17 protein-coding genes are annotated in these 25,460 nt (G+C 69.9%); 9 read left to right on the top strand and 8 right to left on the bottom strand.

The window, feature by feature from the left end; genetic code table 11:
* Positions 1-73 precede the first annotated feature (73 nt).
* Together OG972_RS41670 and OG972_RS41665 are read left to right on the top strand one after the other, a co-directional pair.
* Complete coding sequence (locus OG972_RS41670; protein WP_266991426.1) at positions 74-1,954, top strand: right-handed parallel beta-helix repeat-containing protein; 1,881 nt, start codon at positions 74-76, stop codon at positions 1,952-1,954.
* Positions 1,955-2,127: 173 nt separating this feature from the next.
* Entirely contained in the window at positions 2,128-4,560 is a 2,433-nt protein-coding gene (locus OG972_RS41665) for a glycoside hydrolase family 95 protein (RefSeq protein ID WP_266991424.1), read from the top strand.
* Positions 4,561-4,676: 116 nt separating this feature from the next.
* Here OG972_RS41665 and OG972_RS41660 read toward each other — a convergent pair whose 3' ends face one another.
* From OG972_RS41660 to OG972_RS41625, 8 genes are all read right to left on the bottom strand, one after another.
* A complete protein-coding gene (locus OG972_RS41660) occupies positions 4,677-5,642 on the bottom strand; it encodes a sugar-binding transcriptional regulator (RefSeq protein ID WP_266991422.1) in 966 nt (321 codons plus the stop codon).
* Positions 5,643-5,848: 206 nt separating this feature from the next.
* Positions 5,849-7,303, bottom strand: a complete 1,455-nt coding sequence (locus tag OG972_RS41655; RefSeq protein WP_266991420.1) for an FGGY family carbohydrate kinase — start codon at positions 7,301-7,303, stop codon at positions 5,849-5,851.
* Entirely contained in the window at positions 7,300-8,256 is a 957-nt protein-coding gene (locus OG972_RS41650; RefSeq protein ID WP_266991418.1) for a transketolase family protein, read from the bottom strand. The genes OG972_RS41655 and OG972_RS41650 overlap by 4 nt, the downstream gene beginning before the upstream one ends.
* Positions 8,253-9,161, bottom strand: coding sequence for a transketolase (locus OG972_RS41645; RefSeq protein ID WP_266991416.1), 909 nt, complete (start codon positions 9,159-9,161; stop codon positions 8,253-8,255). Before OG972_RS41645 ends, OG972_RS41650 begins: the two co-directional genes overlap by 4 nt.
* The gene (locus OG972_RS41640) at positions 9,158-10,201 is read right to left on the bottom strand and encodes a TIM barrel protein (RefSeq protein ID WP_266991414.1); all 1,044 of its coding nucleotides are present in this window, start codon (positions 10,199-10,201) and stop codon (positions 9,158-9,160) included. The genes OG972_RS41645 and OG972_RS41640 overlap by 4 nt, the downstream gene beginning before the upstream one ends.
* 98 nt (positions 10,202-10,299) lie before the next feature.
* A complete protein-coding gene (locus tag OG972_RS41635) occupies positions 10,300-11,700 on the bottom strand; it encodes a glycoside hydrolase family 28 protein (protein ID WP_266991412.1) in 1,401 nt (466 codons plus the stop codon).
* A 173-nt stretch (positions 11,701-11,873) separates the two neighbouring features.
* Positions 11,874-13,829 (bottom strand): glycoside hydrolase family 127 protein, encoded by a 1,956-nt coding sequence (locus OG972_RS41630; RefSeq protein WP_266991409.1) that lies wholly within the window; start codon positions 13,827-13,829, stop codon positions 11,874-11,876.
* 8 nt (positions 13,830-13,837) lie between these two features.
* A complete protein-coding gene (locus tag OG972_RS41625; protein WP_266991407.1) occupies positions 13,838-14,569 on the bottom strand; it encodes a GntR family transcriptional regulator in 732 nt (243 codons plus the stop codon).
* Positions 14,570-15,028: 459 nt separating this feature from the next.
* On the opposite strand from OG972_RS41625, the gene OG972_RS41620 reads away from it, so the two are divergent.
* From OG972_RS41620 to OG972_RS41590, 7 genes are all read left to right on the top strand, one after another.
* Positions 15,029-16,546, top strand: a complete 1,518-nt coding sequence (locus tag OG972_RS41620) for a pectinesterase family protein (RefSeq protein WP_266991405.1) — start codon at positions 15,029-15,031, stop codon at positions 16,544-16,546.
* A gap of 10 nt (positions 16,547-16,556) precedes the next feature.
* Positions 16,557-17,762 carry a hypothetical protein gene (locus OG972_RS41615; protein ID WP_266991403.1) on the top strand — a complete coding sequence of 402 codons (1,206 nt, stop codon included), beginning with the start codon at positions 16,557-16,559 and terminating at the stop codon, positions 17,760-17,762.
* 81 nt (positions 17,763-17,843) lie between these two features.
* Entirely contained in the window at positions 17,844-20,132 is a 2,289-nt protein-coding gene (locus OG972_RS41610; RefSeq protein ID WP_266991401.1) for an Ig-like domain-containing protein, read from the top strand.
* A 187-nt stretch (positions 20,133-20,319) separates the two neighbouring features.
* Positions 20,320-21,279 carry a dihydrodipicolinate synthase family protein gene (locus OG972_RS41605; protein ID WP_266991399.1) on the top strand — a complete coding sequence of 320 codons (960 nt, stop codon included), beginning with the start codon at positions 20,320-20,322 and terminating at the stop codon, positions 21,277-21,279.
* Complete coding sequence (locus OG972_RS41600; RefSeq protein ID WP_266991397.1) at positions 21,279-23,282, top strand: ABC transporter substrate-binding protein; 2,004 nt, start codon at positions 21,279-21,281, stop codon at positions 23,280-23,282. Before OG972_RS41605 ends, OG972_RS41600 begins: the two co-directional genes overlap by 1 nt.
* Positions 23,283-23,300: 18 nt before the next feature.
* The gene (locus tag OG972_RS41595; RefSeq protein WP_266991395.1) at positions 23,301-24,302 is read left to right on the top strand and encodes an ABC transporter permease; all 1,002 of its coding nucleotides are present in this window, start codon (positions 23,301-23,303) and stop codon (positions 24,300-24,302) included.
* Between the two features lie 6 nt (positions 24,303-24,308).
* Complete coding sequence (locus tag OG972_RS41590; RefSeq protein ID WP_266991393.1) at positions 24,309-25,460, top strand: ABC transporter permease; 1,152 nt, start codon at positions 24,309-24,311, stop codon at positions 25,458-25,460.

Raw genomic sequence — 25,460 nt, 5'->3', positions numbered from 1 at the left:
CGTGCCCCGCCCGGCGGCCGCACGTCCACGGCCGAACGACAAAGCCACACAACGCACGTGGCAAGGAGACCTCATGCCCCTCACCACCCTCGTACGAAACAGGTCAAGACTTCCCCTGCTGCTGGCGGCCGGCGCCCTGCTGGTCAGCGGAGCGACACTGAACGTCCCCGACGCGCAGGCGCAGGCGACCGGCTGCAAGGCCACCGATCTCTTCGTCGCGCCCGACGGGAGCGACCGGGCCAAGGGCACCGAGGCCAGCCCCTTCAAGACCATCGAAGGCGCCCGCGACCACATCCGTGACAAGGGCCTCAACCGCCCCGGGCGCATGCGTTGCGACATCAACGTCAATCTGCGCGCGGGCGACTACCCGGTCTCCACCACGATCGACTTCGACGACCGGGACTCGGGTGCCGACGGGCACCGGGTCGTCTACCGCTCCTACGACGGCGCGGGCAAGGCCCGTGTGATGGGCGCGGCCCCGGTCACCGGCTGGGAGGAGTACAAGGACGGCATCTACCGTGCGGACGTCGGCACGGACAAGCCCTTCTACACCCTCTTCGAGGACGGCAAGCGCGCCACCACGGCCCGCTACCCCAACCGCAAGTCCGACGACGAGTGGGCCCCCTACATGACCTCCGTGCTCGCCGAGCCGGAGAAGGAGGCCGTCCGCCAGTGGCTGTACTCCAGCCCCGGCGACTGGGACGCGAGCTGGAATCTCGACCAGGCCTCGGCCGTCGTCTGGTCGGGCGGCAGCTGGAGCTGGTTCACCGACACCGTCCCGATCCGGGACTGGAACGCGGCGAAGAACCAGATGACCCTGAAGTACTGGACCCGCTACGCCCTGATGAACTCCCGCGGGGGCTCCCGGTACTTCCTGCAGAACTCGCTGGACTTCCTGGACCAGGCGGGCGAGTACTACATGGACTTCAAGAAGGGCCAGGTGTACTACAAGCCGCGTGGTGACATCAACGACGTCACCGTTCTGCGGCCCACCGTGAAGACCCTGTTCAACCTGGCCGGACCCAGCCCGGACCGGCGCGTGCAGAACCTCTCCCTCGACGGGCTCTCGCTCCAGTACACCGACTTCGTCGACTGGTACCGCTACGGCTGGATCAGCGACGGCGACTCCGGCGAACCGCACAAGTACCCGGAGTACGACCGGCAGATCGAGCTTCCCCGCAACCGCTTCGGCGCCGTCACCGTGACCAACAGCAAGGACATCACCCTGTCCCGGCTGCACATATCCGACACCGGTTACCACGCGGTGTACGCGCTCTTCGCCAACGACGGACTGACGGTCAGGGACAGCCTGCTGGAGAACATCGGCGGCGACGGCATCAAGGTGGAGGGCCCGTACCCGGGCGAGGGCAACACCTCCAACGGACACCTGCTGACCAACAACTACATCACCCACTACGGCGAACTGGTGCCCGGCGACGCCTCCGGCATCGAGCTCCAGAACACCGGTCACAACACCATCAGCCACAGCCACATCAAGCACAGTGCGCGCTACGGCGTGAGCCTCGAAGTGCGGCCCGAGGTCGCTCCCGCGGACGACTACGCCCGCGACAACACCTTCGAGTACCTGCGCATCGACCAGGCCGGCCTGGACAGCGGTGACATGGGCGCCTTCTACACCTACGGAGTCAGCAACGTCGAACCGCACACGATCGACAACCACGTCCGCCAGATGGTCATCGGCGATGTGATTCCGGACGGTTCCATGCCGGACAGCGGAACCCGCGGTGTCCACATGGACGCCGGCGGCTGCGGGTTCAGCTTCGAGAACATCGAGGTCGGCAAGACCACCGACCAGAGCTACCAGAGCTACCAGTGCAACGACGTGAAGAACGCCAACTGGGAAGACGGCTACGACGCCTCGAAGATGGAGTACGACAAGATCGGTGTCTCCGCCGACTTCCCGTACCCGCTGCCCGAGGGCGACACCCAGTGACCGGTCACTGACCGGACACCCCGAGAGGTACGGGCCCGTCCGCGGGACCGGCGACGGTCCCCACCCGGACGGGCCCGTACCTCCGCACCCCGGGGGCGGGACGCGGCCGCGCCCCCCGCCCCGCGACCGGCACGTCACCTGCCCGCACCGCACCACACATCTGGAGGCACCCCATGTCCGAGTTGTCCCGGCGGAACGTCCTGGCCGTTGCCGGAGCATCCGCGGCGTCGATGGCCCTGAGCGCCGGAAACGCACAGGCGGCCGGAGCGGCCGGTGCCGCCGCACCGGCGGCCGGCGGCTCTGCGCACGGTCCCAACCCCATGCGCCTGTGGTACCGGTCCCCGGCGGCGGAATGGCTGGAGGCACTGCCGGTCGGCAACGGGCGGATCGGCGCCATGGTCTTCGGCGGTGCCGACACCGAGCGGCTCCAGCTCAACGAGGACAGCCTGTGGGCCGGGGGCCCGCACGACTACGTCCGTCCCGGTGCCGGAACACACCTGGACGAGATCCGCCGCCTGGTGGTGGAGGAGAAGTGGAACCAGGCGCAGCGGCTCATCGACACCGACTTCATCGGCAGCCCCTCCGAGCAGGTCGCCTACCAGGTGCTCGGTGACCTCGAACTCGTCTTCGACGGCACGGGCGAAGTGACCGACTACGAACGCGAGCTGGACCTGGAGACCGCGGTCGTGCGCACCGGCTACACGCGCGCCGGAGTCCGCCACGTGCGGGAGGTCTTCGCCAGCAGCCCCGACCAGGTCATCGTCGTACGGATGACCGCCGACACACCGGGTGCCATCGGTTTCACCGCCCGCTTCACCACTCCCCAGCAGGCAACCGGCTCCACCGTGGACGCGCACACCGTCGCGCTCGACGGCGTCAGCGGCGACTGGTACGGCCTGCCCGGGTCCGTGCACTTTCGCGCGCTCGCCCATGCGCGGACCGAGGGCGGCCGCGTGTCCACCGCTGACGGCGCGCTGACCGTCAAGGACGCCGACAGCGTGACCCTGCTGATCTCCATGGCGACCAGTTACCGCAATTACCTGGATGCCGGAGCCGATCCCAAGGACCGAGCCCGCCGACACCTCGCCCCGGCGGCCGGACGGCCGTACCAGCACCTGCGCACCCGGCACGTGGCCGACTACCGGCAGCTGTTCTCCCGGGTCGCAATCGACCTGGGTCCCTCGGAGCGGACCGCTCTGCCCACCGATCAGCGCATCCCGCTCTTCTCGGACGGCAAGGACCCGCAGTTCGCCGCCCTGTACTTTCAGTACGGGCGCTACCTGCTGGCCTCCTGCTCCCGGACACCGGGCCAGCCCGCCAACCTCCAAGGCCTGTGGAACGACAGCCTCAACCCGGCCTGGGAGTCCAAGTACACCGTCAACATCAACTTCGAGATGAACTACTGGCCGGCCGGACCCGCCAACCTGGCGGAGTGCTGGGACCCGGCCGTGCAGATGGTCCACGAACTGGCCGAGTCCGGAACCCGTACCGCCAAGGCGATGTACGACGCACCCGGCTGGGTGCTGCACCACAACACGGACGGCTGGCGGGGGACCGCGCCCGTGGACGCCGCACAGTACGGCATGTGGCCGACCGGTGGCGCATGGCTCTGCCTGATGCTCTGGGACCACTACCGCTTCACGGGTGACAGGGGCGAGCTGAGCCGCAACTACCCGGTGATGAAGGGCGCGGTCGAGTTCTTCGTCAACACGCTCGTCGTGGATGCGAAGACCGGCTGGCTCGTCACCAACCCCTCGCAGTCCCCCGAGGTCACCCATCACCAGGACGAGGGCGAGAGCGTCAGTATCTGTGCCGGTCCCACCATCGACATGCAGCTCCTGCGGGACCTGTTCGACGCCTACCGGAAGGCCGCCCGGGAACTGGGCCGGGACGCCGGACTCGTCGAGCGGGTCAGTGAGATCCGCGACCGTCTCGCGCCCACGCGGGTCGGGTACCTCGGCCAGATCCAGGAGTGGCTGGAGGACTGGGAGGAGGCCGCGCTGGTCCGCAGCCGTCATGTGTCCCACCTGTACGGCGTCTTCCCGAGCGCGCAGATCAATCCGCGCACGACTCCCGAACTCGCCGCTGCCGCGGTGAAGAGCCTGGAACTGCGCGGAACGGCCGGTCAGGGATGGTCCCTCGCCTGGAAGATCAACATGTGGGCCAGGCTCCTGGACCCGGCACGGGCCTACAAGCACCTGGCGGACCTGCTCACCCCCGCGCGCACCGCCCCCAATCTCTTCGACCTGCACCCGCCGTTCCAGATCGACGGCAATTTCGGCGGGATCTCCGGCATTACGGAGATGCTGCTGCAGAGCCACGCCGACGAGATCGCCCTGTTGCCGGCGCTTCCCGAGTCCTGGCCCGCCGGCTCCTTCCGCGGGCTGCGGGCCAGGGGCGGATTCGAGGTCGACCTCGCATGGACGGCGGACGGGATCACGCACGCCGAGGTGCGCTCGCTGCTCGGCAACCCGGTGCGTGTCCGGACCCCGCACCCGGTGGACGTCGAGGGTGCCGGTGCCGACCGGCCCGAGGAGTGCGTGGTGTCCTTCGATACCCGCCGCGGCGGACGGTACCTGCTGACCGCCCGGTCCACGGGGCGCTGACGCGGGGGAGCGGCCCACCGGTCAGCGGCGCGACGACGGGCTGCGCCGCGGCCCGATCCTCGGTGGTCCGGAGCCGCGGCAGCAGCTTGTGCGTCCAAGTGCCGTAATCTGGCGGGTCACTTCAGCAGTTCCCTCGCCACTTCGACATCGGTGATCAGGATGTTGGCCCATTTGCCGAGCATCGCACCGCGGATCGCGGCAGCCTTGTCCATGCCTCCGGCAACCGCGATCCGGCGTTCCACCGCCCGCAGCCGGTCGGGTTCGATGCCGATGAGGCGGTCGTTGAAGCGCGCGTCGACGGCATGCCCGTCGGCGTCGAAGTACCGGGCGCACACGTCACCGACTGCCCCCAGTTCTCTGAGGTGCCGCTGGTCCTCGTGGGTGATCGCGTTGCCGGAGCGGCGCAGCAGAGGCGACGGGTCGAGGCTGCCGACCCCGAGCAGGGCCAGCGTGAGCCGGGACCACGCCTGCATGGTCTCGGCCATCGCCGGTTCCTTTGAGAGCAGGTCACGCAGCTGCGGGCTGCCGACCAGCGCGGCGGACGGAGCGAACACCGGCTGGGCGCCTGTCAGTTCGGCGAGGCGGCTCGTCAGGCGTGTGGCGTGCAACTGTACTTCCGGGCTGCCGGAGCCGCCGAGGAGCTGGACGACCTCGTGGGCGACGGACGACGTCTTGGCCCGCATGATCTTCACGGACTCCAGGAGCGTCGCGCTCCAGGAGGAGACCCCGATGGTGTCGCCCCCCTTGAGCGTGGCGTCGAGGTAGGTGGCGGTCGCGGCGGCGAGGGCCGGGATCACGTCCGTGCCCGGGCCCTCCACCTCGACCACGACGGCGTCCCGGAGTGCGAAGCGCTCGACCAGGGCCTCCTCGAGCTCGGCGTGGACGCCGTCGGGGGAGACGACCACCGTGCGCACCACACCGCGGTCGACCGCTTCCTTGAGGAGCCGGGAGACACGGGGCTGCGACATGCTCAGCTGCGCCGCGATCTCGGGCTGCCGCACACCACGCTCGTGGTACATACGGGCCACCTTGACCAGCAGCCGCACCTGGTCGGGTCCGGGATCCGACGATCCTGCCGCCATCGTGCCTCTCTTCTCCAGGTCCGAACGTGTCCAACGCGGTCAATGTATCGCCGGGTGAATGCTCGGGTGAGCAGACGGTCGCCGCGTGATTCGCCGGATCTCACGCAGGCTCGCTGCTCGCCTTCGTGCCGCGCTACGGGGTGGGGCCGGGCCTGCCGGATCCACGCTGGTCATGACATCTGTGTGCCCTTCGGATACTTGAGTCCTCACCCACTGGGCGGGCGGATCGAACCGAGATTGCGGGCAGCGCCGAGTCGGCGTCGCCACCGGGCCCGGGCAGCGTCACGCCGCGCACGGTCCCATGCGGGCCGGCTGATCCGCAGGCGGCTGTCGGCCCGTTCCGACAACTCGTCGAGCGTCCACAGACCCAGGCCGAGCCCGGCGAGATGGGCCGCTCCCGCAGCGGACATCTCATGGTGCGCGGTGCGGGCCACGGTCACGCCCGAGACATCGGCCTGGAGCTGCATGAGGGCGTCGCTGCGACTGAGCCCTCCGTCGGCCACCACGTACCGTGCCGCAGGGAGGGCAGCGAGCACATCCCCGACCTGGAAGGCGACCGACTCCAGTGCCGCGCACGCCAGTTGAGCACGACCGGTACCGAGATCGAACCCGGCCAGCACGGGCACCGCCCGCGCGTCCCACCAGGGAGCGCCGATCCCGCCGAAGGCCGGGACCAGCGTCACGTCACCCGCGTCGGCGCCGGCCGCGAGCCGGATCAGTTCGTCGGGGGAGGCGCCGAGGAGATCTGCGAGCCAGGTAACGGTGCGCCCGGTGGAGCGGATGTTGGCCTCGTGGGCGTAGGCCGGGCGGCCGGTGGACCAGGCGATGGTGGTGCACAGGTTCTCGGCCGCCCGGGGTTCGTCCGTGACGGTCATGACGGAGGAGCCGGTGCCGTACGTGGCCTTCACGATGCCGGGACGCCATCCACCGTGTGCGAACAGCGCGGCGTGCGAGTCGCCCATCACCGCGAGCACGGGGGTGCCGTCCGGCAGCGGATCCAGCCGCCGTACCGTTCCGAACGGCCCGGTGGAAGGCACGACCCGGGCCAGCGCCTGGCGCGGGATGTCGAACAGGCCGAGCAGTTCGTCGTCCCACTCGCCGGTGGCGAGGCTGAGCAGTTGGGTCCTGGAGGCGTTGCCGATCTCGGTGACCGACTCTCCCGTGAGCGCCTGCAGGAGGAACGCGTCCACTGTGCCCAGTCGCAGCCCACGGGTGCGGCCGGGGTCGTACTCGTCGAGCAGCGCAGCCATCTTCAGGGCCGAGAACATGGGGTCGAGGGGGAGCCCGGTACGCCGCCGGATGTCGTCGCCGTGACCCTCGCGGCCGAGGCGGGCCGCCAGCTCGCCACCCCGCTGGTCCTGCCAGCTGACCAGCGGGGCCACGGGCTCTCCCGTCGCCGCGTCCCACAGGACGACCGACTCGCGCTGCGTGCTGAGAGCGAGACCGGCCACGCTGCGCGGATCGGCGTCCCGCAGGCAGTCGGCGACGGCGGCCCGCACACTCTCCAGGAGCGCCCAGGCGTCCTGCTCCACGCGGCCGGGGCCGGGGTGCGATTGTGCCAGCGGGATCACGGCCCGGGCGAAGACGTCTCCGACCGCGTCGAGGAGCAGGGCTTTGGTGGAACTGGTGCCCTGGTCGACAGCGAGCAGATGCGGTCTCATCGAGCCCGTCCCAGGGCCGATCGTGCGGCGCCGGCGATCCCCTCGGCGTTCAGGCCGAAGTGGTCGAGCAGGAAGGACGCGCTGCCCGTCGGCGCGAAGCCCGGAACACCCAACATCCTTACGGGTACGGGATGTTGCTCGGCCGCCACCTTCGTGACCGCGGCGCCGAGCCCGCCGGAGAGCAGTCCTTCCTCCGCGGTGACGATGGCCCCGGTCTCCCGCGCGGCGGCGACCACGGCGGCCTCGTCGAGCGGTTCGACGGACGCCATGTTGAGAACGCGGGCCGACACGCCCTCCGCGCCGAGGATGCGGGCGGCCTCCAGCGCACGCGAGACCATGGTGCCGACGGCGATCAGAGTGACGTCCCGGCCTTCGGTGAGCCGCGTGGCCCGACCGGTCTCGAACCCCGTGCCCTCCGGCATGACGGCGGGCACCTTGAACCGGGGGATGCGGATGTACGCGGGCCTGCCCGACGCGGCGGCGTAGCGCACCGCGCCACGGGTCTCGGACGGATCGGCCGGAACGATGATCTCCAGGCCGGAGACCGCGCGCATCCACGACAGATCCTCGATCGAGTGATGGGTGGGGCCCAGTTCGCCGTACGCCATGCCCGGGCTCTGGCCGCACAGGACGACATGCCGTTGCGTGTAGGCGATGTCCGCCTTGATCTGCTCCAGCGCGCGACCGGTAAGAAACGGCGCGGCGGCGGACACGAACGGGACGAATCCCGCATTGGCGAGCCCCGCGGCGACACCGACCATGTCCTGCTCGGCGATGCCGACATTGATCAGCCGGGTGGGGAACTCCGCCCGGAACCGCACGAGGTTGCTGGAGCCGACCGAGTCGTTGCACACCGCCACAATCCGCTCGTCGGCACGCGCCAGGGCGGCCAACTCGGCGGCGAAGTCCGCCCGGCAGTCGTACAGCACCGTCTCCCGCGCAAGGCTGTTCATCGGCCCAACTCCGCAAGTCCGAGGCGTACTTGTTCGTCGGTGGGTACTTTGTGGTGCCACTCGACCCGGTCCTCCATGAACGAGACGCCCTTGCCCTTCACCGTCTGCGCGATGACCGCGACGGGGCGTCCGGCGGTCGACGGCGCGTACGCCTCCTTGATCGCCCGGTGGTCGTGACCGTCGATGACGCGGACCTCCCACCCGAAGCTCGCCCACTTCCTGCCGAGGGGTTCCAGGGACGAGGTGTCCTCCGTGCGGGCCCCCTGCTGAAGCCTGTTCCGGTCCACCACGGCAGTGAGGTTCGCGAGACCGTAGTGGGCGGCCGTCATGGCGGCCTCCCAGTTGCTGCCTTCCTGCATCTCGCCGTCGCCGAGGACGACGACGGTTCGCCAGCTCTCCCCCCGCAGGAGCGAACCGAGTGCGATGCCGGTGGCGACGGGGAATCCGTGACCGAGCGGACCGGTGTTGGTCTCCACGCCGGGCACCTTGAGCCGGGCGGGGTGGCCGTTCAGCGGCGACAGCGGTGCCATGAACTCGCGCAGCCGGGCCCGTGGGAAGAACCCGCAGGAGGCGAGCGTCGAGTACAGAGCCGCGGCGCAGTGTCCCTTGCTGAGCACGAAGCGGTCGCGCTGCGGGTGGTCCGGCTCGTCCGGGTGCATGCGCAGGGTCCCCCACAGCGCGGTGACCAGCAGATCGGTGACGGAGAGGTCGCCGCCGACATGCCCCATCCCCGCCGCCTGGATCGTGGTCAGGACATCGCGTCGTACGGAGGCGGAGAGTCCGGCGAGTTCGGCGGCTGCCTCGGTGGGCGAGGCGGCGCGCAGGCGCGCGCCGATCCCGTGGTATGCCCGGGCCGCGGGTGCGTCAACGGCGAGCGGGGCGGTGGCCTCCGCGGTGGCGGTCACGCGGACTCGCTCTCCGACTCGGCGAGGGCACGGAACAGTGCCCGCTTCGCGATGCGCTGGGCGCCGAGCGCGTCCTGCGAGGCCTGAGCGGCGGCCAACGCATCGCGGTCGAGGTAGCCGAGGGCGCGGTGGAAGGCGCGCATCGTGCGGATGCCGGCGCGCGCGGCCTCGACGGGGTCCTCGCGGAAGGGGAACTGATCCAGCTGCCACACCCCGTCCCACCCGGCGTCGTGCAGGGCGAAGAAGAACTCGAACGTCTCGAGAAGGTGGACGGATCCGACGACCATGTCGTCGTCCCAGCCGCGGAAGTTGTCGTTGACGTCGATGGCGAAGAGCTTCGAGCGGGCGATCGCCATCCGGGCGGCCTCCGCGGGGGTCTCGCCCCCGTACAGCGAGTGCCCGAAGTCGAGCAGCACCCCCACGTTGTCCACTCCCATGTCCTCGATGGCGAGAAGGGTTCGCGCGACGGAGGAGAAGACCATCCGGTTGCGGGGCTCACGCGGCTTGTACTCGATGGCGAAGTTCAAGTCGGGGAAGGACTGGGCGAGTTCGCGCAGCGCGCCCACCGACTTGGCCCACAGGTCCGTGTAGTCGGCCTGGAAGGGGTAGTCGTACCCGTCCTGCCCCGGCCAGATCTTCACGTACTCGACACCGAGCTCGCGCCCCACTTCGGCGGAGGCGGCGACCAGGTCGATGGCCTGGCGGCGCACGGCCGGGTCGGGGTTGGTGAAGCCGCCCCTGGCGAACTTGCCGGTGTAGAACTCAGGGGTCACGGCGATGGCCCGCAGCTTCTGTTCGGCCAACGCGTCGCGTACCTCGGCGGTGCTGATGCCCCCCGGCGGGAAGGGCCAGTTGAGGTCCAGCACGGACAGGTCGCCGACGGCACCGGCCAGCTTGATGGCGTCCAGGACCGTGCGGGGTTCGCCGTATCCGTCGGTGGCGTAGCGGTCGACGTACGTGGCGAAGTGCCAGACGCCGGCGCCGTAGACCGGTTCACCCGGACTCGGCGAGTGAATATCTATGCGTTGGTGAGTGGACATGCAAATCAACGTACGAATGCGCGTCGAGTGCGTCAACCCCCCGTGCAACGACAGCTATTGGCCACGCGTGCGGCAGGGCCGGGGGAGGCCTCCTGGGGTTACGGCGCGCCTTCCTGGAGGCGGCCGTTGACCATGACGTGCCGCACGGTCAGGTCGTTCACGGACTGGAGCAGGATGTCCTGTGCGGCGTCGTCGAAGGTCAGGCGGTCCAGGGTGACGTCGCTGACCGGCGCCTCGGGCCGGGCCCGTACGCGCACCGGGTACTCGCAGGGGCCGCGCATCGACCAGCGCGCCGCCGACAGCCGGGTCACCTCGGCGGGCGTGGCACCGCCGGCGTCACCGGCGTACTGGAACGTGACCTCGAACGGCACGTACGTCCAGGCCGGCGCATCCACGTCGACGACACGGATGTTTCTGACGTAACCGCCCCTTGCCGGGGTGGACTTGACGACCAGGACCGAGGCGACGGACGCCTCGCCCAGGGCGGGGTCGAAGGGCAGGCGGAGCCGCTGGGCGAGCACATCCGACACGCCGCCGCTCATCTCGCTGCCGATCGCCACAGCGGCTCCGCCGCTGAGGTACACGCAGTCCCGGATCCGGATGCGCCGTGACGGCACGCCCACCCGTTGGCCGTCCTGGTCGCGGCCGGACTTGATGGCGATGCAGTCGTCGTGCGTGGCGAAGGTGACGCGCTCGATCGTGACGTTCTCGCACGAATCGGGGTCGCAGCCGTCGCTGTTGGGTCCCTCGCACTCGATCCGGACGTCGCGCACGGTGATGTCACGGCTCAGCACCGGATGGATGTTCCAGAAAGCGGAGTTGCGGAGCGTGACGCCCTCGATCAGGAAGTCCGTGCATGCGTACGGCTGGATGAAGCTGGGGCGCAAGTAGTGACCCTCGCCGAGCACGCGCTCCGCGACCGGCACGTTCTGTGCGCCCCACTGCTCCAAAGTCGCCCAGTCGGCCCGTTCATTGGGCATTCCGGGCTTCCAGCCGTACTGCCCGGAGCCCTTCCACGGCCACCAGTGTGTGTTGTCGCTCCGAGCGTCGAGGATTCCTCGCCCGGTGACCGCGATGCCGTGCTGGCCGTAGGCGTAGATCATCGGTGAGTAGTTGAACACCTCGATGCCCTGCCAGCGGGTCCGCACCACCGGCAGGTAGGCGGCCGGATCGGTGCTGAACAGCACCGTCGCGCCCTCGGCCACGTGCAGGTCGACGCCGCTGAGCAGGTGGATGGGGCCCGTGGCCCAGCGCCCGGCGGGTATCAGTACGTGCCCACCGCCGGCCGCATGGCAGGCGCTCACGGCCGCCCGGACGGCGGCGGTGCAGTCGGTGGCGCCGTCGCCGACCGCACCGTGGTCGGTCACGGGGAACCAGGCGTCGGGGAAGCGGGGGCCGCCGCGGTCGGCGGCTGCCGCGCCGCCGGAGCGGGCCAGCGGGAGCGCGGCGGCGGCCAGGGCTCCGAAGCGGAGGAGTTGTCTGCGTACCGGATCACTCATGGATGTGTCCCTCGGTGAGATGGGTGGTGGTCCGCGGTCGCTTCACTGCCCGCGAGAGGCGTCCGGCCCGGCTACCCGGTCGAGGCCACCGGCGCGAAAGCGTTCCGTCCCGGGGGATGCCTGGTGCCCTTCGAGGCTGCCCGCGCGCCGGTTACCGGCCGGCCGCCGGGGGGTCACGCGGAGGCCGGCCCCGTGTCCCCGACGTACAGCGGCATCCAGACCCGCATCGCGCCGTCACCGCGGTTGTCCCACAGGTGGTAGGGCACCGCGGTGGCGGTGACGGGCCGTGCGGTGTCCACCGCGGCCGGGCCGCCGAGCGTGCGGTAGGGGAGCCCCGCCTCATGGGCTCCTGACACGGCGACGGCGGGGGCCCGCAGGGTGACGGCGGGGCCGAGACCGTCCAGGTCGCCGTGCGCGACCTCCTCGAAGACCGTGTCGGGGAAGATCGCCAGGTCGTCCACCTCGACGCCGTCCTGCTGGTCCGCCTGCTCGAAGCAGTAGACCAGCGGGCCGCGTTCGACGGCGGCACAGCCGCGCACCGCGTCGACGCGCGGGTGCGGAAGCGTCAGCCGGGGAGCCATGTCGAGATTCAGCACCACGGTGTCCCCGGCCCGCCACTCACGCTCCACCACCGCGTACCCGTCCTGGTCGGCGGTGACCGCGACGTCCTTGTGGTCCGGGGTGTCCAGCCGGGTCCGGGCGGACCACGGCGGGACGCGCAGCGCCAGCGCCCACGGTCCTTCGGGTGCCTCGGCGACGGTGATCGCGACACGGCCCTGCCAGGGGTAGTCCGTCTCGGCCCGCAGCCCGATCCGGCCGCCGGCGAAGGGGGCGGTCAGGGAGAGCGGCGCGTACTGGTGCAGATGCAGGGTCGGCACACCGGCGTGCTCGGAGACAGTCGCGGCGTAGTGTTCAAGGGAGGCGACCAGCCGGGTGACCGCCGGCGGACAGCAGGCGGAGAAGAACCACTCGTCGCGGCAGCGTGGATCGCCGACCGCCTCGGCGTGGTCCGCCCGGCGCTGGAGCGGGTTGCCCTTGTAATAGGTCCGGCCGTCGGCCGAGCGCGCGGCGGCGAAGGCGTTGTAGAGGGTGCGCTCGATCAGGTCGGCGTACCGTGCCCGGCCGGTGGCCAGCAGCAGCCGCCAGCTCCACTGGATGCTCGCGGCCGACGCGCACGTCTCGTTGTACGAGAGGTCCGGCGGGAGTTCATACCGTTCGCCGAACACCTCGCCGACCTGGCGCGAGCCGAGACCGCCGGTCAGGGACGTCCGGGCGGCGACCATGTCCAGCCAGCGGCGCTCCGAGGCATCGAGCAGGGAGGCGTCGCCCGTCTCCGAGGCGAGGTCGACGACCCCCGCCTCCAGATAGAGGCCCCGCACCGCGTGGCCGGTGACCGCCGGGGCCTCGCGCACCGGCAGATGGTCCTGACGGTGCCTTGTGCCGTGCTTGTGCGCGCCGACCAGCCCGCGCCCGCGCCGCTCCACGAAGACGGAGGCCAGCGCGAGATGGCGTTCCCCACCCGTCGTCCGGTACAGCTCGACGAGCGCGGTCTCGATCTCGGGATGGCCGTCCAGTCCGGGTCCCTCGTCCTCCAGGAACACATCGGCGAGGTGGTCCGCGAACCGGCGCGCGACGTCGAGCAGCGCGGTGTCGCCGGTGGTGCGGTGGGCGGCCACCGCGGCCTGTATCAGATGGCCGGCGCAGTACATCTCGTGGCTGTCGACCAGCCGGGTGTAGCGCTGACCCGGCTGCTTCACGTCGTAGGCGGAGTCGAGATAGCCGTCGTCCCGCTGGGCGCGGGCCAGCAGCCGGGTCGTGTCCGCGAGGAACCCGGCCAGGTCGGGGTCGTCGGCGGACCCGAGTTCCCAGGCCGCCGTTTCGAGGACCTTGTACACGTCCGAGTCCATGTAGACGGGACCGCGGTGCTCACCGGCAGCCTCCCCCGCGGCGATCCGGAGATTGTCCAGATTGCCGGCGCGCTCCAGCCACTCCCGGGCGAGTGGCAGGCTGACGGCGCGGTTGACGTCGCGCCACCGGCGCCACGGTCCGCCGGTCAGCTCCGGTCGCTCCAGTCGGAGCGGACGGTGTGCGGTGCGCGCGTTGCTGGTGGGTACCGCAGGTCCCGACATGGTCTCCCCTAGATGGTGGGACGGGCTAGGAAGGCGATGGTCTGGTCACGCACCCGCAGGATGTGCGCCTCCAACAGGTCCCGGGCCGCCGACCGGTCGCCACGTTCCAGCGCGTCGACCACGGCGCGGTGTTCCGAGACGGCGGTGTTCAGCCTGGACGCGGTGATGGGGGCCTCCATGCCGGTGCGGGTCACATGGATGCTGAGATGCAGGTCGTCGTGGAGCTCCAACAACCGGGGGAGTCCCCCCAGTTCCACCATGGCGCGGTGGAACCGGCCGTCGTTCTCCCGGAAGTCGATGTAGCGCGTGTGGTCCTCCACCGACTCCCGGGCCAGTACGTCGGCCTCGTCCACGAGTTCGCGCAGCCGGGCCGGCGGCTGCCGGTCGGTGCGCTCCCCGAAGAGGCGCAGGGCGTGCGATTCGAGCATCAGCCGTAGCTCGAACAGTTCGTAGATGCTGGACAGCGAGGGAATGGCGACGGTGAAACCGGCGACGGGGTCGTAGGCGAGCAGGCCGCGCTCGTAGAGACGGCCGACCGCGCTGCGCACCGGGGTACGGCTCATCCCCAGCCGCCGGGCGAACTCCCGCACAGGGACCGGCTGGCCGGGAGCGGGGTGCTCCTTCGTCAGCCAGTCCACCAGTGCCTTGCGCGCCCGGTTCTCCAGGCTCTCCTCTGCCGTGACGGCGATCGACGACGTGGCCGGTTCGCGCGGGGTCGAATCCGCCTTCGGTGGGGTCATGCCGTCCTCCTGGCACTCCGTGACTGTGGTCCGGGCCACCGTACCGTTCGCCCTGCACGCCCGTGACGAATGGTATGCCACTGGTAGGCCAACTGTCCGCCCGTTGGGCGAGATCGTTCCCGCGAGCACCTTGAGGGCCGCCGTCGGCGCACCCCGGGGCGGTCTCCCGCGGCGGCCGGGCACAGGGGAGTGCTGCTCTCCGGGATGCGATCGGACCAGACGGTCGAGGGTGACCCCGCGCCGCCGCGACCAGCGGTTCCGAGGGCGGGCTTCCGTCCGGACAGGTGCCGGACCATGGTGAAGAGGCCCGGTCGGTCCGGCTGGTCCGCCTTGTCCGCCTCGGTCCCCAGTCGTCGTGCGGGCCGTCGTTCCGGCGCTGTACAAGGGGTGTTCACCCTGCGGGTCATGTGCTTCCATCGCTGGCATGCCATAGGTATGCCGGGATGAGGAGCCGCTCCCATGCGAACGAAATTACGTCAGCTCGTTGCCCTCGTACGACCGGTGCTGCGCGCCGGTTCCATCCTCGCCGTCCTGCTCGCCCCGACGGCCGTGCCCCTGCCCGCGGTGGCCGGGGTCCTGCCCGACCCCCCCGGAGCGCCGGCCGCGGTCGCCCCCAGCGGCACCGCACGCGCCGTCTGCGCCGACACACCCCTGCGCCTCACCTTCGACTCGGACGTCCGGGTCGGTTCCGGGGGCCGCCTGACCGTGCACCGCCCCGACGGCAGCGCCGTCGACACCATCGACCTCGCCGACCCGGCGTCGTACCAGCGCCTCATCGGCGGGGCACGCTCCGACTACGGCGAACCGCATCGCTGGACCTACGAGCCGGTCGTCGTCGAGGGCCGCACCGCCACCGTCCTGCTGCACCGCTCCCTGGACCCGGGGAAGCAGTACTACGTCACCGTGGACCCGGGCTTCTTCGAAGGGCACGCGGGCATCACCTCGCCCCGTACGTGGCGGTTCCGCACCGCCGCCGCGCCCCGCCCCGGAACCGCGGAACTGCGCGTGGACGCACACGGCGGCGGCGACTTCTGCACCGTGCAGGGCGCCGTCGACTTCGTCCCGGAGGGGAACGAGCAGGAGATCACGATCGATGTGGCCCCCGGCACCTACCGGGAGATCGTCTACATCGGCCAGAGCCGGCCGCACCTGCGGGTGAACGGCTCCGGAGCAGGCCGCACCGTCGTCGCCTACCCCAACAACAGCGTGCTCAACGGCGACTCCGCCATGGCCGACGTGCCCCCGGAGCAGAGCTACTGCCCGCGACGGGTACTGCCGCAACCGGACCGGTTCAACTGCTGGCGTGCCGCGTTCGGCGTGGACGCCGACGACTTCCGGCTGCGGAGCATCACCGTACACAACCTCACCCCCGACGGCGGCTCGCAGTCCGAGGCGTTCCGGGGCAACGGCGACCGCATCGTCCTGGACCGGGTGCGCATCCTCAGCCACCAGGACAGCCTGCGCCTCCAGGGACGCGCGTACGTGGCCGACTCGTACATCGAGGGAGACGTCGACTTCTTCTGGGGGACCGGCGGCGTGTTCGTCCGTAACTCCGAGCTCAAGGCGCTCGACCTCGGATACATCAGCCAGATCCGCAACGCTCCCGACGGGCCGGGCGTGGTCTTCTCCGGCACCCGGCTCACCCGCGCGCCGGGCGTGGCCGACGGCAGCGTCCTGCTCAGTCGCATCGACAGCCGCTTCCCCGCCAGCCAGGCCGTCTTCATCGACACCGCCATGGACGCCCATGTGGCGCCCGTCGGCTGGGGCCTGACCGGATTCGACTGCACGACCGGTCAGCAACTGCGCTTCTGGGAGTACGGCAGCACGGACCTGCGCGGGGCTCCGACGGACACCTCGCAGCGACTGTCCTGCTCACGGCAACTGACCGAGGCCGAGGCGCTCACCTGGCGCGACCCGGCGACCCTGCTGGACGGCTGGGACCCGTCCGCCACGACCGGCCGCGGCCGGGGAAACTGAGGTGCCCGCCATGCCGAACGTCAGCCGCAGATCCCTCCTGGGAACGGTGGGCGCCGCCGCGACCACTGCCGCCCTCGGAACCGGTACCGCCCGGGCGCAGAGCGCCGCGCCCGCGGCCCGCCCCGCACGCCCCCGTCCGGTGGCGCCCGTCAATCAAGAGGTGGCCGCCGCCCACAGCATCGACTACAAGGCCCTGCCCCAGCAGGTCGTCGGGGTCGACGTCGAGCAGTTGATGACCGTGCACACCGAGGCGGACGTGGAACGGCTCCGCGCACAACTCGTCGCCGAGGTCTGGAAGTCCGCCGACGGCCGGCTGCCCGACACGCTGCCCGAGGTCGAACAGGGCGTCGTCGTACCCGATCTGCCCGCCTTCACCGGGCTCCGGCGCGTCGACCGGCTCACCGTCACCCTGCCGTACGACCTGAAATCCGTCGTCTACCTGCTGCTGCCGCGCCGCCCCGCCGCCCACGGGCGCTTCGCCATTTACCACAACGGACACGGCGAGACGCCCGAGACCATGCAGCGCACCGCACAAGCCCTGGTGGACGCCGGATACGGCGTACTGCTGTGTGCCATGCCGCTCTACCACTGGAACCCCAAGCAACTGCGCAGCCCCACGGACCCGGACACCTTCGTGACCCCGGAGAACCACAACGACTTCGGCACGTGGGAGACCGCGGAGTTCTCCACCCTCCGGTTCTTCCTGGAACCCCTCACGGTCGCCGTCAACCACGTCACCCGGACCTACCGGCCCCCCTCCCTCCAGATGATCGGCCTGTCCGGCGGCGGCTGGACCACCACGGTCTACCCGGCGCTCGACCCGCGCATCACCCGCAGCTACCCGACGGCCGGATCGCTGCCGTTCTTCCTGCGCTCCGCACCGCCCAAGCCGAGCCCGACCACGGGCGACTGGGAGCAGCGGCTCGACCGGCACCCGGTCTTCTACGGGATCAGCGACTTCCCCGACATCTACGCGCTGGCGTCCGTCGGGCGGCACCGCCGGCAGACGCAGATCCTCAACCGGTTCGACGCCTGCTGCTTCAACGGCGTCGGCCACCGCAGCTACGAACCGGTGGTGCGGCAACGGATCGAGGTGATCGGCAACGGCCACTGGGAGCTCCTGGAGGACGCCACACACGGCGAGCACACCATCAGCCCGCACGCGCTCGACGTCATCCTCTGGGACCTCGACGTGAACTGCTCCGACGAGCCCTGAGCCGCGCCCGCCCCCACGGCGCACCGGAGCCGCACGCCCGGCGCGCCGGACCACCTTCCACTCACCGAGGAGAGCAACGTCATGACCCCACTGAACGGAACCGCCGCCACGGGCAAGGAGAAGGGCGAAGCGATGGCCCGCCGTGCCTTCGTCGTCGGAGCCGGCGCGCTCCTGGGCACCGCGGCGCTTCGAGTGCCGACGGCGCAGGCGTCGGAGAAGCTCGCCGCGGCGGCCGAGGCAGCAGGCGATGTCCTCGCCTTCCCCGGGGCCGAGGGCGGCGGCCGGTACGCCACTGGCGGCCGCGGCGGCTCGGTCTACGAGGTCACCACCCTCGCCGACTCCGGGCCCGGCTCGCTGCGCGACGCCGTGTCCGGCAGTGACCGCACCGTCGTCTTCCGTGTATCCGGCAACATCGAGCTCAAGGGCGGACTCGACATCACCGGGTCCAACCTCACCATCGCGGGCCAGACGGCCCCGGGCGACGGCATCTGCGTGGTCGGCAATGAGACCAAGGCCAACGGGGTCGAGAACATCATCATCCGGCACCTGCGCTTCCGCGGTACGGACATGCTCGGCACCGCGATCGACACCTTCGGGATGGAGGGCTGCCGCAACGTCATGATCGACCACTGCTCCTTCAGCTGGGCGGTGGATGAGTGCTGCTCCGTCTACGGCAACGAGAACCTCACACTCCAGTGGTGCATCATCGCGGAGGGGCTGTCGGTCTCCGTCCATCCGAAGGGCCGGCACGGCTACGGCGGGCTGTGGGGCGGCGACAACGTCACCTACCACCACAACCTGCTGATCCACCAGGGCGGCCGCAACCCGCGCTTCAGCTTTGTCGAGGACGTCCCCATGCGCACCGACCACCGCAACAACGTCATCTACAACCACGGCTACACCTCCTGCTACGGCGGCGAGTGGGCCGACGGGGTCAACATCGTCGGCAACTACTACAAGCCGGGCCCCAACACCCTGGCCGAGATCGCGCCGGTCATCGTCTCGCCCGACCGCGGCGGGAGCTGGCACGTCGAAGGCAATGTCGTGGAGGGGCAGGCGGAGGTCACCGGCGACAACGGCCGGGGCGTCAAGTTCCCGCTCGGCGGCGTCACGTTGCGCGAGGACCCGTTCGAGGTCCTGGACCCGATCCCGTCGCAGACCGCCAAAGAGGCGTACAAGGCGGTGCTCGACGGCGTCGGCGCCCTGCTGCCGCGCCGCGACGCGACCGACGCCCGTCTCGTCGCCGACGTGCGCAACGGGACCGGCCGCATGATCAATTCGCAGAAGGAGGTCGGCGGCGTTCCCCCGCTCGCCTCCGCCGAGGCGCCGAAGGACTCCGACAAGGACGGCATCCCCGACGTCTGGGAGAAGCAGCACGGCCTGAAGGGCAAGGACGCCGCCGACGGCAGCGCCATCGACCCGGCCACCGGCTACAGCAACCTGGAGCTGTACCTGAACTCCCTCACCCGTACCGGGGCCGCCAACCCGGTGGTGAGACTGACCGCCCCGGCGATCGACGCGGTGCACACCTCGGACACCGGGGCCCACGACATCACCTTCCGTGCCGAGGCGGAGGCTCAGGACGGCGCGACCATCGCCTCCGTGGTCTTCTTCGCCGACGACAAGCAGGTCGGCGAGGCGACATCGGCCCCCTTCGAGGCAGTCTGGAAGAACGCCCCCGAGGGCACCCACCACCTCACCGCGCGTGCCACCGACTCCACCGGCACGTCCACCACCTCCAGCATGGTGCCCGTCCACGTCGACCGGGTCGGCCCGCTCGGGAACTGGACGGCCGTCGACATCGGCCCGGTGCCCATCCAGGGCGGATCGGCCTTGGCCGGCAGCTCGTTCACGCTGCGCGGCTCGGGCAAGCTCCGCGGCCGTTCGGACTCCTGTCACTTCGTGTACCAGGAGGTCGATGCCCCCGGCGACGAGGTGGTGGAGCTGATCGCCCGCCTCGACTCGGTCAGCGACGTCTACCAGGAGGTGCTCGGCGGCATCATGATCCGGGAGAACCTCACGCCGGACTCGCCGTTCAACCTCATCGGTGTCCACCTCGGCGACGGCGGCCACAAGGGCGTCGTCAAGCGCATCCATTCCCACGGCACCGAGATGAGTGTCGGTACCTGGCCCTACGAGGAGGACGAGGTGCTCGACGCGAAGCCGTACTGGCTGCGCATCACCCTGCGCGGCGACGAGTTCACCTCGGAGATCTCGCCCGACTCGCTCCAGTGGACCCGCATCGGCTACGAACGCATCCCCATGGGCGACAAGGTCTATGTGGGCATGTTCGTGGACGGCAACAAGGAGGCCAACGGTGTCGCCCACTACACGACCGCCAAGTTCAGCCAGGTGAAGATCAACCACTGACCGTACGCCCGGCCTCCCGGGCCGCGGAGGGACGTCCGGACGTCTGTGAAGACACCTGGTATGCCGCAGGTGGACCACTGCTGATGGAACATCACGTGCACGGACTATTGCCTTTGTCGAAAGGGTTGACGACCGATGTCACACTCAAGAGACTCGTGGCATTCCACCGACATACCGCGAGGAATCGATGCCGATACATGAGCTCCACGGGATCATCGCGCCCACCGTTCTGCCCATGGACGAGAAGGGGTGCCTCGCGCGGAAGTCACTGGAACGCCACCTGACCGGACTGATCGAGGCCGGGATCCACGGACTGTGGATCAACGGAACCACGGGCGAGTTCCACGCCCTGGACCACGACGAGCGGGCGCTCGCCGTGGCCGTCGCCGCCGAGGTGGCGGGCGGCCGGGTACCGGTCATCGCCCATGTGGGCGACGCGGCCACCGCTGTGACGGTGCGTCACGCACGCGCCGCCATGGCCGCCGGAGCCGACGAGATCGCCGTCATCGCCCCGTACTTCGCCGGCTACGGCAGGGAGGAGCTCCGCGACCACTACCGCGCCGTCGCCGAGGCCGTGGGCATCCCCGTCCTCGCGTACCACATGCCCCAGCTCACCCCGTCCGCCCTGACCGTCGACTGCGTCGTCGAACTCACCCGCGAGGGCGTGCTCTGCGGCATCAAGGACAGCGCGGGCGACATGAGCTGGCTGCGGCAGCTGCTGCGCCGCGGCGCACGGCAGGGAGTGGAGGTGCGCTGCTTCGCCGGCGGGAGCAGCCTGACCGACGTCTCGCTCTACGCGGGGGTGGCAGGCGCCACCACCTCGCTCGCCAACGTCACCCCCCGTCTCCTGGTCGACCTCTACGAGTCCGCCCGTGCCGGGGACTGGCAACACGCCCGGAGCCTCCAGGAACAGCTGGAGGACCTGCTCGATCTGATGCGCGAGGCCCGCCGCGAACCGACGCTCGCCGCACTCGTCGCAACCTTCAAGTTCGTCCTGGCGGCCCTCGGCCGCATCGACGAAGCCCACGCCGCCGAGCCGCTGGCACGCCTGGACGACGAGGAGCGGGGCCGGCTGACCGCGACCGTCGTCCCCAAGGTCCGCGAGCTGGAAGAGGCGGCACATACACGCAAAGGAGCGTGGACCTGATGACTGACCGCACGCCATCCCCCGACCGGCGCGGCATGCTCGACCGGCGTTCGCTCCTGCGGGCGGGCGGTGGCCTGTTGGTGGCCGCCTCGCTGTCCGGTTGCGGGTTCTTCGACACCGAGCCCGAGGGCGCGGGAGCGGCGACCGGCGCCAAGGGCAAGGAAGCACCCGCGCTGAAGAAGCTCGCGGACGCGGGGAAACTGCCCAAGGTCGCCGACCGGCTTCCGGCCGCCCCGCTGAAGGTGACCCCGCTGGAGAAGTCCGGCGCCTACGGCGGCACCTGGCACTCGGCCATGATCACGCAGGAAGACGTGATGTGGCTGCACTACAGCATGGGTTACGAGCCGCTCGTCGCCTGGGGCCCCACCTGGCAGGGCATGACGAAGACGGAACTCCTGCCGAACGTCTGCGAGAAGTACGAGGTCAAGCAGGGCGGCGCGGAGTTCGTCTTCACCCTGCGCAAGGGCCTGAAGTGGTCCGACGGCCGGCCGGTGACCACGGACGACTTCGCCTTTGCCTACCACGACTACAACGTCGACCCGGACCTCCACCCGGACGGCGTCTACGACCTGTGGATGTCGAAGTCCGGGAAGAACGCGAAGTTCGAGGTGGTCGACGACCACACCGTCCGTTACGTGTACGAGGAGCCCAAGCCCGGCTTCCTGGAGGAGATGGCGGGCACCTCCGGCATCGTCATGCTGCTGCCGGCCCACTACATCAAGCAGTTCCACCCCAAGCACGGCAAGACCGCCGACGCGCTCGCAAAGAAGGCCGGCCTGAGCAGTTGGACCGACTACCTGCCGTTGCGCGCCGACTGCTGGGCCAACCACCAACTGCCCACTCTCAACGCCTGGTTGTCCAAGAACGAGCTGGGCAAGGGCAGCAGCCTGGTCGCCGAGCGCAACCCGTACTACTGGAAGGTCGACCCGGACGGAAGCCAGCTCCCGTACATCGACAAGGTCGTCGTGGAGAACATCCAGGACGTCGAGGTCGAGGTCCTCAAGGTCACCAACGGCGACCTCGACATGCAGCTCACCCACTTCGGGACGATCCGCAACAAGCCAGTGATCTCCCGCAACCGGAAGAAGGGCGCCTACCGCCTGATCGAGGTGAAGTCGGCCCTCGCCAACATGATGATCATCGGGTTCAACCAGACCCACTCCGACCCCAGGAAGCGCAAGCTCTTCGCCAACAAGGACTTCCGGATCGGCCTGTCGTACGCCATCGACCGGAAGAAGATCATCGACACCATATACGGCGGCCAGGGCATCCCCTGGCAGTGCGGACCCGCGGAGGGCGACGAACTCTACAACAAGCAACTCGGCAGCCAGTTCACCGAGTACAGCGTCGACCGTGCCGCCGAGTACCTCGACAAGGCCGGCTTCACCCGCCGCAACGGCGACGGCATCCGCCTCACGAAGGACGGCGACACGGTCGCCTTCACCGTGCTGGTCGTCTCCGACCAGCCGGACCAGGTGGACGCCTGCGACCTGATCCGCGGCGACTGGGCGAAGGTCGGCGTCAAGGCCAACATCCAGCGGCTCGCCGAGACCCTGTACTGGGAGCGCGTCGAGGCCGGCGAATCCGAGGCCGCGACCTGGCAGGGCGGCTCGTTCGACCTCCGCACCGGCGCCGGCGGCAACCACTACTACCTGCCGACCAACCCCCGTGGCTCCTCCCGCTTCGGCGGCAAGTGGGCCGAGTGGTACACCAGCGAGGGCAAGTCAGGCGAGGAGCCGCCGGCCCGCGTACGCGAGCAGCTCGAACTCAACGACAAGCTGCGGGGCACCTTCGACGCCGACGAGGCGCTGGGCCTGGCCAGGAAGATCCTGGCGATCACCCAGGAGGAGTTCTACTACATCGGGATCTCCACCCCGCCGTCGGAGTACGGCATCGTCCGCAACAACATGTTCAACGTGCCCGAGGAGTTCAGCGCGGCGGTGGCGCACCAGGCCCCCGGGCCGAGCAATCCCGCGACCTACTTCTTCTCCGGCAAGGCCTGACCCGGACGGGGGACACCCATGCTCTCGTTCCTCTCCCGCCGTGTCATGTGGATGGTCGTCACCCTGTGGGCGGTCTCCCTGGCCTCGTTCTTCATCATCAGCCTGCCGCCCGGCGACTACGTCTCGACTCTCCAGGCCGAGGCGGAGAGCCGCGGCGAGATGATGAGCGATTCGCAGCTGTCCGCCCTGCGCTCCCGCTACGGCCTGGACCAGTCCTTTCTCGCCCAGTACTGGAAGTGGATCTCCAACATCGTCTTCCACGGGGACTTCGGGCAGGCGTTCGCCTGGAACAGCCGCCCGGTCTCCGACCTCATCTGGGACCGCGTCGGACTCTCCTTCTTCCTCTCCGTCTCCACCCTGCTGTTCATCTGGGCCATCGCCTTCCCGATCGGGATATTCTCCGCGGTGCGCCAGTACTCGCCCGGCGACTACCTGGCCACCTTCTTCGGCTTCTTCGGCATGGCGGTGCCCGAGTTCCTGCTCGCCCTCGTCTTCATGTGGGCCGGTATGCGGTTCTTCGGGACCAGCCCCGGCGGCCTGTTCTCCCCCGAGTACCAGGACGCCGCCTGGAACCTCGGCAAGGTGCTCGACATGGGCGCCCATCTGTGGCTCCCCATCGTCATCATCGGGCTGTCCGGTACCGCCGGCCTGATCCGCATCACTCGCGCCAACCTCCTGGACGAGCTGTACAAACCGTACGTCGTCGCGGCGCGCGCCCGCGGGATGCCCGAATGGAAGCTGCTGCTCAAGTATCCGGTCCGGATGTCCATGAGCCCGTTCTTCTCCACCGTCGGATGGCTGCTGCCGGGCCTCATCAGCGGCGAGACCATCATCTCCATCGTCATGAGCCTGCCCACCACCGGACCGCTCCTGCTGAGCGGGGTGGAGAACCAGGACATGTACCTCGTGGGCAGCTTCGTCCTGATCCTGTCCACCCTCACCGTCATCGGGACTCTGATCAGCGACCTCGCCCTCGCCTGGTGGGACCCCAGAATCCGGCACCGCTACGAGGGAGGGTGAGCCGCCGTGCTGACCAGGAACCACAAGCCGGCCGCACCGCCGGCCGAGGCGGACCCGGAGCTCGAATTCGATGCCGCGGCCGCCAGGAGCTCCCCCTGGCGGCTCGTGTGGCGCAAGTTCCGCAAGCACAAGCTGGCCGTGGCGGGCGCCGTGGTCGTGCTCCTCGCGTACGTCGTCGTCGTCTTCGCCGAGTTCCTCGCGCCCACCTCGACCAGCACCAGTGACTCCACCCTCACCTACGCCCCGCCCCAGATGGTCAAGGTCGACCTGAGCTGGTCCGACGGCCTGCAGATGTACGTCAACGGCTACCGCACCGAGCGGGACCCCGAGACCTTCGAGCAGATCCACACCCTCGACCCCGACCTGCGCGTCCCCTTGAGGTTCCTCCCGCGCGGCGACTCCTACGAGATGTGGGGGATCATCCCCTGGGACCGCCATCTCTTCGGCGCGGCCCATGCCAAGGACAAGGTCTTCCTGCTCGGCAGCGACCGGCAGGGACGTGACCTGCTGTCCCTGATCATCCAGGGCTCGCGGGTCTCGCTCTCCATCGGCCTCATCGGGGTCGCGGTGAGCTTCCTGCTCGGCCTGCTGTTCGGCGGCGTCTCCGGCTACTACGGCGGCGCCCCCGACACGCTCATCCAGCGCGTCATCGAGTTCCTGATGGCGATCCCCACTCTGCCCCTGTGGCTCTCACTCTCCGCCGCCGTGCCGGCCGACTGGGGGCCCATGATGCGGTACTTCGCCATCACCACCATCCTTTCCGTCCTCGGCTGGACCGGACTCGCCCGCGTCGTGCGCGGACGGTTCCTCTCGCTGCGCGAGGAGGACTTCGTGACGGCTGCGCGGCTGGACGGCTGCGGCCGCATCCGGATCATCTTCCGGCACATGGTCCCGTCGATGTCCAGCCATGTCATCGCCTCGCTCACCATGGCCGTCCCGGCGATGATCCTCGGCGAGACCGCCATGAGCTTCCTCGGCCTGGGCCTCCAGTCGCCCGCCGTGAGCTGGGGCGTCCTGCTCCAGGAGGCCCAGAACGTGCGGACGCTGGAGACGGCGCCGTGGCTGCTGATACCCGGCGTCGCGGTCTTCGTGACCGTACTCGCCATGAACTTCGTCGGTGACGGGCTGCGGGACTCCGCGGACCCGTACAAACAGTAA

Source organism: Streptomyces sp. NBC_01669, from assembly GCF_026339735.1.
GTDB lineage: Bacteria > Actinomycetota > Actinomycetes > Streptomycetales > Streptomycetaceae > Streptomyces > Streptomyces yanii.
Note: the sequence above shows the minus strand (reverse complement) of the source record. Positions and strands in the feature narration are given on the sequence as shown.

Excerpts from the sequence above, each read along its gene's own strand:
- OG972_RS41605 (WP_266991399.1), top strand. The coding sequence starts at position 20,320 with ATGCCGATACATGAGCTCCACGGGATCATCGCGCCCACCGTTCTGCCC.
- OG972_RS41655 (WP_266991420.1), bottom strand. The coding sequence starts at position 7,303 with ATGAGACCGCATCTGCTCGCTGTCGACCAGGGCACCAGTTCCACCAAA.
- OG972_RS41595 (WP_266991395.1), top strand. The coding sequence starts at position 23,301 with ATGCTCTCGTTCCTCTCCCGCCGTGTCATGTGGATGGTCGTCACCCTG.
- OG972_RS41635 (WP_266991412.1), bottom strand. The coding sequence starts at position 11,700 with ATGAGTGATCCGGTACGCAGACAACTCCTCCGCTTCGGAGCCCTGGCC.
- OG972_RS41615 (WP_266991403.1), top strand. The coding sequence starts at position 16,557 with ATGCCGAACGTCAGCCGCAGATCCCTCCTGGGAACGGTGGGCGCCGCC.
- OG972_RS41610 (WP_266991401.1), top strand. The coding sequence starts at position 17,844 with ATGACCCCACTGAACGGAACCGCCGCCACGGGCAAGGAGAAGGGCGAA.
- OG972_RS41640 (WP_266991414.1), bottom strand. The coding sequence starts at position 10,201 with ATGTCCACTCACCAACGCATAGATATTCACTCGCCGAGTCCGGGTGAA.
- OG972_RS41665 (WP_266991424.1), top strand. The coding sequence starts at position 2,128 with ATGTCCGAGTTGTCCCGGCGGAACGTCCTGGCCGTTGCCGGAGCATCC.
- OG972_RS41600 (WP_266991397.1), top strand. The coding sequence starts at position 21,279 with ATGACTGACCGCACGCCATCCCCCGACCGGCGCGGCATGCTCGACCGG.
- OG972_RS41630 (WP_266991409.1), bottom strand. The coding sequence starts at position 13,829 with ATGTCGGGACCTGCGGTACCCACCAGCAACGCGCGCACCGCACACCGT.
- OG972_RS41625 (WP_266991407.1), bottom strand. The coding sequence starts at position 14,569 with ATGACCCCACCGAAGGCGGATTCGACCCCGCGCGAACCGGCCACGTCG.
- OG972_RS41670 (WP_266991426.1), top strand. The coding sequence starts at position 74 with ATGCCCCTCACCACCCTCGTACGAAACAGGTCAAGACTTCCCCTGCTG.
- OG972_RS41660 (WP_266991422.1), bottom strand. The coding sequence starts at position 5,642 with ATGGCGGCAGGATCGTCGGATCCCGGACCCGACCAGGTGCGGCTGCTG.
- OG972_RS41620 (WP_266991405.1), top strand. The coding sequence starts at position 15,029 with ATGCGAACGAAATTACGTCAGCTCGTTGCCCTCGTACGACCGGTGCTG.
- OG972_RS41650 (WP_266991418.1), bottom strand. The coding sequence starts at position 8,256 with ATGAACAGCCTTGCGCGGGAGACGGTGCTGTACGACTGCCGGGCGGAC.